General features: G+C 46.9%; 8 protein-coding genes. 4 read left to right on the forward strand and 4 right to left on the reverse strand.

The annotated features are described in order from the left end of the window. Positions 1-2,483, forward strand: a 2,483-nt coding sequence (locus LDL40_RS10890; RefSeq protein WP_300995386.1) for an EAL domain-containing protein, incomplete at its 5' end; no start/stop codon positions are given. A gap of 225 nt (positions 2,484-2,708) precedes the next feature. Next, positions 2,709-3,296 carry a YkgJ family cysteine cluster protein gene (locus LDL40_RS10895; protein ID WP_300995388.1) on the forward strand — a complete coding sequence of 196 codons (588 nt, stop codon included), beginning with the start codon at positions 2,709-2,711 and terminating at the stop codon, positions 3,294-3,296. A 3-nt stretch (positions 3,297-3,299) separates the two neighbouring features. On the opposite strand, the gene LDL40_RS10900 is transcribed toward LDL40_RS10895, so the two are convergent. The 4 genes from LDL40_RS10900 to LDL40_RS10915 form a co-directional block, all read right to left on the reverse strand. Beyond that, the gene (locus tag LDL40_RS10900; protein WP_300995390.1) at positions 3,300-4,082 is read right to left on the reverse strand and encodes a hypothetical protein; all 783 of its coding nucleotides are present in this window, start codon (positions 4,080-4,082) and stop codon (positions 3,300-3,302) included. Positions 4,083-4,189: 107 nt separating this feature from the next. Beyond that, a complete protein-coding gene (locus tag LDL40_RS10905) occupies positions 4,190-4,579 on the reverse strand; it encodes a hypothetical protein (protein ID WP_300995391.1) in 390 nt (129 codons plus the stop codon). Positions 4,580-4,621: 42 nt separating this feature from the next. Continuing rightward, positions 4,622-6,025, reverse strand: coding sequence for a sigma-54 dependent transcriptional regulator (locus LDL40_RS10910; protein ID WP_300995393.1), 1,404 nt, complete (start codon positions 6,023-6,025; stop codon positions 4,622-4,624). Continuing rightward, positions 6,018-7,898: a sensor histidine kinase gene (locus LDL40_RS10915; protein WP_300995394.1), complete on the reverse strand. Its 1,881-nt coding sequence runs from the start codon at positions 7,896-7,898 to the stop codon at positions 6,018-6,020. The genes LDL40_RS10910 and LDL40_RS10915 overlap by 8 nt, the downstream gene beginning before the upstream one ends. 303 nt (positions 7,899-8,201) lie before the next feature. On the opposite strand from LDL40_RS10915, the gene LDL40_RS10920 reads away from it, so the two are divergent. Together LDL40_RS10920 and LDL40_RS10925 are read left to right on the forward strand one after the other, a co-directional pair. Further along, positions 8,202-9,626 carry a cytochrome ubiquinol oxidase subunit I gene (locus LDL40_RS10920; protein WP_300995395.1) on the forward strand — a complete coding sequence of 475 codons (1,425 nt, stop codon included), beginning with the start codon at positions 8,202-8,204 and terminating at the stop codon, positions 9,624-9,626. Beyond that, on the forward strand, positions 9,626-10,000 hold a 375-nt coding region (locus LDL40_RS10925), incomplete at its 3' end, for a cytochrome d ubiquinol oxidase subunit II (protein ID WP_300995396.1). The genes LDL40_RS10920 and LDL40_RS10925, both read left to right, overlap by 1 nt.

Consider the following 10,000-nt stretch of genomic DNA (forward strand, 5'->3'; position numbering starts at 1 on the left):
GTGCTTCTGTACCTTTTTATCAACGAGCCCTCGCCTACCGCAGCTTTGCCTTTCCTTTAAATTTTGAACCAGGCCAGGAACTGGACATATTTATCAAAATACAAGACGCCGCTATTGCTCCGGTTGAACTGACCTTATGGCAACACAACAACTTTGTTTTAGACCAGCTGTATAAAAACATCCTGGATGGGCTGTTATGTGGCGTGTTATTACTGATGGCCATTTATAACCTGTTTTTGTATTTCTCCCTGCAGCAAAAGTTGTACTTGTACTATTCAGGCTTTTTTATTAATTGCGCTCTGGTGCTGGCGATTCTAAATGGCTTGGCCTTTGCGATGCTCTGGCCTGACTACCCTGAAATTAATCAGGCTATTTTATATGTTGCAGCAGGGGCAACCTTTAGTTGCCTGACCTTGTTTAGCTGGCACGTTCGTAAACAACAAGGTGGTATTCTGGGGCGTTTTGGATTTTATCTGTGCTTGGTCAGCGCCTTGTTATTACTCTTTAGTCCCTTGTATGCCAATAACCAGTTGCGTTTCTGGGGTTTATTAGTGGTCACCACATTGTGTCTGGGGGTCAATACTCTTTTTGCCCTGGTCTATGCCTTAAAAGGTGACCGTACTGCCAAAACTTTTGCTTTAGGCTGGTCCTTTTTCTTTGGTTGCATAGTGGTGCTGGCCTTATCACAAATTGGCTATTTACCGACAGCCCAGGCCTGGCAATACCTGTTGTTGATGGCCGTGATGGGCAGTATGGCTCTGATGAGTTTTAGTCTGCTGCAAAATATCAAAGGGGCCCAACAGCAAAGTATTGAGCATCAGCGCCTGGCCCATGCTCATTTGCAGCAGTATTACGACATATATCACAACGCTGTAGAAGGTATGTTTACCAGTACCTTACAAGGTCAGCTTATTACCGCTAATCAGGCACTGCTCAACATGCTGGGCTATCAGAATCTGCAGCAAATGCAGCAAGATGTAGCCAAAAGCGGTATGGCGCGTTATTACGCGAATCCGGAAGACAGGGTCCAAATGCTGAAACAACTTCAGCTGGGCGACAATAAAAACTTTGAGATCAGGGGATTAAGGGCCGACGGCAGCGCTTTCTGGGCGCTGATGTCTGCCAGACTGGCCGAAGGAGACGGAACACAAAGTGCCTATGTGCATGGTTCTATCGTGGATATTACAGCCCATAAACAAAATACCGAACAGCTGGCTTATCTGGCAACACACGACCCTTTGACCTCTTTGTTCAACAGACACTATTTTATTGAACAACTGGAACAGACGCTGCGTTTTGGCCATCAGGCCACATTGCTTTACCTGGATATAGACCAGTTTAAGCTTATTAACACCACCTGCGACCATAGAGCAGGTGATGCCTTGTTATGCCAAATAAGTAATCAGATGCAAAGGGTACTGGATTGCAGAGGTATTTTGGCCAGACTGGAAAGTGACGAATTTGTCGTGCTGTTACCCCATTTAACCAGTAACGAAGCCTTCGCCATTGCCCATCAGTTGCTGGATACAGTCAAAGAATTTCGTTTTATCTGGCAAGACAGTGTGTTCAGCATTAGTGTCAGCATAGGTCTGGCAGAAAATCCGGACGGCAATCAAAGTACCGAACATTGGCTGAAACAAGCTGACTCCGCCTGTTTTGTCGCTAAAGAAAAAGGCCGCAACCGTATTCATATGTTTAATGCAGCAGATGAAGAGCTGCAGCGACATCAGTCAGAAATTCAGTGGTTAAAAACCTTAAGGCAGGCGCTGGAGCAAGACAATTTTGTGCTTTTTATCCAGCCTATTACTGCCATTCAACAGCAGCAGTCTGGTTTACATTATGAGCTGCTGCTACGTTTGTCTTTGCCAGACCAAGGTTTAATAGCACCGGGCAACTTTTTAAGTTCTGCCGAGCGCTATGGCTTAATGCCGCAAATAGACCGTTGGGTGATCCGTAACTATTTCCGCTGGCTGGCACAACAACCAGCTCATCTGGCCGAACTGAATCTGGCCAATATCAATTTATCCGGAGCATCCTTGACCGATCCTTTGTTTAAGGCATATGTAGGTTCTTTATTTCGTGAATACCATATCCCTTTTGCTAAAGTCTGTTTTGAAATCACCGAAAGCATGGCCATTTTAAATGTGCACCAGACCTTAGATTTTATTTCCCACTTCAGAAAGCTCGGTTGTAAATTTGCACTGGACGACTTTGGTAGCGGTTTCTCCTCTTATGGTTATCTGAAAAACTTCCCGGTCGACTTTGTCAAAATTGATGGCAGTTTTGTCCGTGACTTACTGATCGACCCCTTCGACTGCGCCATAGTGCAATCTATCCACGACATCGCCAGAGCGATGAAGATCCAAACCGTCGCCGAGTATGTTGAAAATATGGAGATTTGTCACAAGCTGACGGATATGGGTATAGACTTCGCCCAAGGCTATGGCCTGGCCAAACCCCGCCCTTTATACCAACAAGACTAACCCTCACCTGTCCCCACAGTAATTGGAGTTGCAGTGAGGCGACAAGTGCCTGAGCCCCCGGAGCATAGTTTATCTATGCGACTGGGACGAGAGCACGAAGGTAAAAAAGCTGCAGCTTCAAGTACGAAGGGGATATATTTTCAGAGCCCTATTGCTGAGTCTCAATGGCTGTCATTACAATAGCGCCCCGCCCCACAGGGGTAATGCTGTTTGTTCGGAGAACCTATGCAGCAGCTGCGCGACACCGCTTCTCAGCTTATGATCCTTAACGACGAAATTGCTCAGACTTACAGTAGTTACCAGAACGATCGTAAGCTGTTTTGTCGCAGTGGTTGTGGTGAGTGTTGCCTGCATCCTGGCATTGAAGCTTCAGTGCTGGAAATGCTGCCTTTGGCTTTGCATTTGTACGATGCGGGTGTAGCAGAAAGTACTTTAGACGCCTTGCGTCAACATGACCAAGCCGGTTGTTATTTCTATCAGGCTTCGTCAGAAGATCGCAAAAGTGGCCAGTGCGGTGTTTACCCTTACCGCCCTGCCGTCTGCCGGATGTTTGGCGCAGCAGGCTACCGTGGCCGCGAAGGCGAAGTCTTGTTATCCATTTGCAAAGTGATACGCTCAGATCAAACCGAAGCAGTGATAGCGACAGAACAAAGTCTGAGCAGTGAAACCCCACCTATGATGCGTAATCACAAAGCACAAATAGCCCAGCTGGATTACGAACTCAGTAAAGAAAATATGCCGATTAAACAAGCCACAGCCGCGGCTCTGGAAAAGGTTTTGACCAAAGCCTATTACGCTTCTTTTGCTGAGTAGCTTTTAGCTTTTCACCGGAACTGCAGCAGGTTCTTTGGCTGTGGTTTTATCTGCCGTTGCTGAAGTGTCGCCTTTCTGTTCTGCGCTTTTATCTGGCTCTTTACTTAAAACGGGGATTAAAGCGGCCACATTGGCATGGGGGATCAGCTTGACCTGATCCTGATGATAAATCCATAAATAGCTGACGGTGCGGGTAATAATCTGCACTTCATTCAGTTGTCGTATTTCTTTGCCACCAGGTTGGATTGGATAAATCAGGCTTAACTGATACTGATCTGCCTTGTGCGTTTTGATAGCCTGAGCAATTTTTGGAACCTGGCTGGTACTAGCGAAATACAGATAAAACGCAAAAGTAAAAGCTCCCACCACCCAATTCGGTATAAATGGCGTTGAACGGTAGGAGTTATCAATCCACAAGGCGTATTTGAGATATTTTTTCCTGCACTGGCGATCAATCCAGAGCACAACAATCACAGAAACAGTACCGATGATTAAATTCAAGATAGTTTTAGGATGAGCTATGGCGGCCAATAAAAAATCTGTGAGTTCCAGATAAGGTAGAACATAGAACCCAAACTCACCCAGTAGAGAAAGAGTAAAAATCAGCCCCATTACACTGGCAATTAAATAGCCAAAGGTCAAAACTAAACTTGGGTGCTTTAGAAAGAATCGACTGACAGTTCTTAGCTCAGCATCTGACTGTTGATCCATTTTCGGACCGTAAATAGGGACAGTCACTTCCGCAGGCAAATCACTTTGGTGCGTTGTCTGTTTTAACTCATCCATGGCACAGGCTTATTTACATTATCATTACATGACTGTAAAACAGGCTGGATAACAGAGCAATAAAAAAGTGCTCAACTTTTGCTCTGTATCTGTTTGCAATGGAAGACTTAAAGGCGCTGCAAAAATTGTTTGGCGTAGCTCAGTGCAGTGTCAGTGTGGCTAAAGTGTTGTGGTTTGTGGGAGTGCTGGTATTTCAATTCGAGCAGCTGCTGCTGAATAGGATTTAAACCAATAAAACAGCGAAGTACACAACCGTGCTGGTCTTCCCATGAGCTAAAGTCTGTCATCATACTGATAGCGTCTGGTGTAGCCAGCTCCCAGCCTTGCATATCCATCACGCGAGCCCATTTTTTACCAGCAAAAGCTGAGACTTGAGACTTTAAATCTGCAATTAGCTGTTCTGAGCCTTCTTTATTCCAGGCTCCCTGAATTTCGCACAGCAAGACTTCGCCTTGAGGCGTGACGGTAAATTTGCCATGGGCAATAAAATCTGTCATAGCTGGTACTCCTCTGAACTCTCTGCCTGAGTATAGGTTGATTTAGTCATCGCCCAAATCAGTCAGCGCATAACGTTCAATTTTTTTCAGTAAGCCCTGGCGGGAAATACCCAGAGCCCTGGATGCCTGGCTCTTGTTACCTTTATATTGGGTCATGGCCTGCTGAATTAAACGGATCTCCAAAGCTTTGACCTGTTCATCCAGACTGTTCAGATCAGATCCTGTAACCAGTTCAGCCCCTGAATCCTCACTGAGATGTTCCAGATGCAGCAACTGAATATCCGCGATACGGATCACTCCTTGTTGAGCTATAGCAGCGACACTCTCCAGCGTATTCTTTAATTCACGCACATTACCCGGCCAGTGTTTTTGCAAAAACCAGCTGATAGCGGCTGATTCTAACTGCAGCTTTTGACCATACTGAGTGCTGAGCTGTTCGAGAAAAAACTGGATTAACAGTGGAATATCTTCGCGACGCTCGTCCAAAGCCACTGTCTCGATAGTAACGCCCTTAATGCGGTAATACAGATCTTCGCGAAACTTGCCCTGCTTGACCAAATCCGGCAGGTTAGCATTAGTCGCAGACACTAAGCGGATATCAATTTTTTGCTGCTCGCGACCACCTACAGGGTAAAAAGTGCCTTCCTGCAGCACCCGCAGTAGTTTCACCTGCATCGCCAGCGGCATTTCGCCTATTTCATCGAGAAACAAAGTGCCACCGTCGGCCAATTTTAGTAGGCCCTGTCTGTCTTTATCTGCTCCGGTAAAAGCGCCTTTAACATAACCAAACAGCTCACTTTCTAATAAATCAGCCGGAATAGCACCACAGTGCACAGAGACAAAAGCTTTTTCAGCACGAGGGCTTAATTCATGCAAAGCCCTTGAGATCACCTCTTTGCCTGTGCCTGAAGGGCCTGTCACCAGTACCCGGACTTCAGTAGGTGCTATACGCTGCACTAAGGTTCGAACTGTCTCCATATGCCTTGAATGACCAGCTAACTTCGGTAAAAAGCTATGTTGCTGCAAACCTTGCTTTAACTGTCGTACTTCTTTCTCCAGTTGATGTTTCGTAATAGCGCGTTTGACTACGACCGCCAGTAATTCAGGGTCTATTGGCTTAGCAATAAAGTCCCATGCCCCCTGAGCTATAGCTTGCAGCGCCAGTTCCCGCTCTGCATGACCTGTTAGAATAATCACGGGGCGGCCGGAGAATTCTGGCACTGCAGCCAGGGTATGAGCAGGATCAAAGGCCGGAGGTAACGCCAAATCAAGCAAAATTAAATCTGCATCAAACTGCTGCAGCTTGGTTCTGGCGTCTTCCAGACTAGCCACACCAGTCACCTGGTAGCCTTGTTGCTGTAAAAAACGCTCAGCCAATAACCGAAAGGCTGGCTCATCATCAACAATTAAAATGCGCGCCGGATGAGAGGGTATTGCGCTAAACATCAGTACTATCCTTTGGAAACAAAAGCTCAAAACTAACAACCCAGCCCAAATCAGTACGGAAACTGATCTGGCCCCTGTGGGCGTCCATGATACGTTTGACTATGGCAAGACCAAGGCCACTGCCCCCACTGCGTTTACTAATAAAAGGCCGGAATAATTGCTCCGTGGTCAGACTGGCATCCAAAGCCGGGCCATTGTTATGCACCAGCACCCGGATCTGATGGTGATCCTCTGTCACTTGCACTGATAAAGACGCATCCGCCTGATTGCGCAAAAACGCATTGGCATTATCAAATAGGTTTAAAAACACCTGCTGCAGCCTGTGAGGGTCGGCTTGCAACGTCAAGCCTTGTGGCACTTTCAGTTCAAGTTTTACCTGCTGCCAGTCAAATTGTTGCAGCAAGCTTTGCAGTAATGGCTCAAATTCGATGTCGCTGTATTGCAGTTGCAGGCGGCCTGAATACACCAACATATCGGAGATCAGCCGATCAGCTCTTTTCAGCTGTTGCTGAATGTGAGCGCGCAGTTCCGCATCTACGCCAGCGGATGCCATAGAGATAATATTCAATGGATTACGCAGTTCATGTGCCATAGAGGCTGCCAAAGCGCCCATTTCAACCAAATGCTGCTGTGAGAGCTGTTGCTTTTCTGCTTCAGCCAGTTGCAGCGATTGCGCCAGTAATTCGCAACTGCTGCTGAGCAAAGAACCAAACACCTGCGCTACTAACCTGATGCCTGGGGTCATATCATCCCACCCCAGCAACTCCACCTGCCACTGACCTTGCTGACTGTAACAACGCACCCGCAACTGTGCATTGGCGTCCATAACAGCGCCAGAGGCTGATAGCTGCACCTGAACTTTTTGTTTTAATGCCTCAGATAAAAGTTCTGTGGCTTTATCCGATAAGCTTGTCCAGTTCTGACACTGAGCCAGCTGCTGTCGCCAGGTATTGATCAGGCTCTGATCCAAAGTTGCACCAGGGTAAATCAGCCGCTCAGCCAGTTTTGCCACAGGCCGGTAACAGGCCGCGGTCAGCAACAACACTAAACTGGAATACAGCCACAATTGCCAGCCTGGTACATTAGCCAAAGCCTTCATACCCAACTGACCAAAGATCGAACTGACCAATGCCATCAGCAACAGCAACAACAAGGACATCACCAGCCAAAGCAAAGCTCTGTTGGCCAGAGCATTCACAGTCAGCATCTGATAACGCACTACGCCATACACCAGCAATACAGGGTAACTGGGCAGCAACAACATAGGGTAAGGGAACCAATCCAGGCCAAATGAGGGAAACACCACGCTGGTGGCCAACAATAAACCCCAACCACCAGCTAAAAACATCGCCACTATAGAGCGTTTTTTATTACCCTGATGATGTCGCCAACCATACCACAACACCGCATGGGCCAAGATCCCCAGCAGTACAGTGTACAACAGGTTTAAGAAGCCATAAGAGTGAAATACAAACACCTGACCCAAGGCCACACTTTGCAGCACTTCACCGGCATCCAGACTCCAACTGAGTAGCACCACCAACGCAGTCAGAAAGTATAACCAGCCGATATGATGCAATGACCAGCTTAACCAGGACGCCTTTACCTGATCCTGCCGTACAAAACGCAGGGCAAAATGCAGGAAAAAAGTAGGCATCAAAGGATTGGCTAATAACAGATAGCGGCCCAGTTCTGGCTGGTCATGTATGACAAAAACATGGCCTAAACACCAAAGTGCCATCATGGCACCAAAGCCAGCCAGGCCTGCAAGGGTGCGCTGATAACGTGAATGCCACCAAAGCCAGCCGGACATCAAGGCAGCACAACTACTGGTAAGCAACATCATCAGCTCAAAAGCTAAAATCAAATCCACAGCACACCGTCAACTTCGTTGTCACACAACCTGCAGATAATCGTAAACAAAGTTAACGCTCGCTACAAGACTTTAATTTTATTTATTAAAATTCAATAACTTAAGATTAGAATAAATTATGGCCTGATTCTGGCACTAGCAGTAGGCGCAGCGTTGTTGCTGTATAACTTGTCAACAAAGAGAACATTATGCCTGATCTGTCTATTCTTGCCGCCGAATTGCTGACCATGTTGCTGTTGCTGGCAGTGGCCGTCGCGCCATCTGTACTAAGCCGGGTAAAAACATTCAAAAATTGAGGTAGTTATGGAACTTGATGTCAGTATTCTTTCGAGGATCCAGTTTGCTTTTACCGTGAGCTTTCATATTATTTTCCCGTCTATCACCATAGGTTTGGCCACACTGATTGCGATCTGGGAGGGATTGTGGCTAAAAACAGGGAATCCTCAGTATTTGCAACTGGCGAAGTTCTGGATCAAACCTTTTGCCATTACTTTTGGTATGGGTGTGGTATCCGGCATAGTGCTGTCGTATGAATTTGGCACCAACTTTTCTAAGTTTTCTGAAATTGCAGGTGCTGTGCTTGGGCCTCTAATGGCCTACGAAGTGCTGACGGCATTTTTCCTTGAAGCTGGCTTTTTGGGTGTCATGTTATTTGGCTGGCAACGCGTCAGCGCCAAAATGCACTTTTTCGCCACTGTCACTGTCGCAGTAGGTACCTGGATATCCGCCTTCTGGATTATCGCCGCCAACTCCTGGATGCAAACCCCACAAGGCCATCAAATAGTGGATGGTAAATTTGAAGTCGTCAGCTGGCTCGAAGTCATCTTTAATCCCTCTATGCCTTATCGTTTAGTGCATATGCTATTGGCGGCATTAATCACAGCGACCTTTGTTGTGATGGCTACTCACGCCTGGTATTTACGAAAAGGCCAGCATAAAGAATTTGGCCGCAAAGGTTTGTCGATGATGTTGTGGTTTGCCTTAGTGCTGACCCCACTGCAAGCCTGGGTCGGTGATTTGCATGGTTTAAACGTGAAAGAACACCAGCCGGTAAAACTGGCCGCTATGGAAGGGATCTGGGCCGAAAAAGAGAGCAACGTGCCGCTGTTGTTATTTGCTGTGCCCGATATGAAAGCAGAAGAAAACCATTATGAAGTAGCGTTGCCTGGCCTTGCCAGCCTGATTTTAACTCACGACTGGCAGGGTGAATTACAAGGCTTAAAATCAGTGCCCGCAGCAGACAGACCCAATGTGCCTATGGTGTTTTTCAGCTTCCGCATTATGGTGGGTGTTGGTGTGCTGATGATAGGTGTCGCCTTAGTTGGAGCTTATCTGCGTTGGCGTGGCACTTTATATCAAAGCAACTGGTTTCTCTGGCCCGTCAGCTTTATGGCCCCCACAGGTGTTATAGCTGTGTTGGCCGGCTGGTATGTAGTGGAAATTGGTCGTCAGCCATGGATTATTTATGGACTGGTTCGCACCAGTGAGATCGTCAGCCCCTTACCAGCTGAACGGGTGCTGTTTTCACTGACCTTGTTTGTCTTGACCTACAGCCTGCTGTTTGGGGTTTACCTGTATTTTATGCGCAAGCTGATCAAAAAAGGTCCGGCCCCTATCGAACATCTGGAACAACAACGTATAGGTGTCAAAGCTTCGGGTTATGCCTTGTCCTTTACCAAAGCTTTAGCTACTGACGCGCAGGCGAATTCAACAAAAGGAGCCCACTAATGGAGCTGGAACTGAGTTTAGGTCTGTTTTATCTACTGCTGCTTGGCTTTGCCATTCTGATGTATGTGCTGCTGGATGGTTTTGATTTGGGTATAGGTATTTTGTATCCCTGGTTTAATACAGATGCCGAACATGATCACTTAATGCGCTCTATTGCTCACGTTTGGGATGGCAACGAAACTTGGCTGGTGTTTGGTGGAGTGATCTTATTTGGCGCTTTTCCAGCCGCTTATGCCGCTATCACCTCGGCCTTTTATCTGCCGATCATACTAATGCTGATAGGTTTGATTTTCCGCGGTGTCGCCTTTGAATACAGGTTTAAATCAGATACCTCAAAAAAATACTGGAACACTGCTTTTGCTATAGGTTCTAGC

This window comes from Rheinheimera sp., assembly GCF_020217005.1.
Lineage (GTDB): Bacteria > Pseudomonadota > Gammaproteobacteria > Enterobacterales > Alteromonadaceae > Pararheinheimera.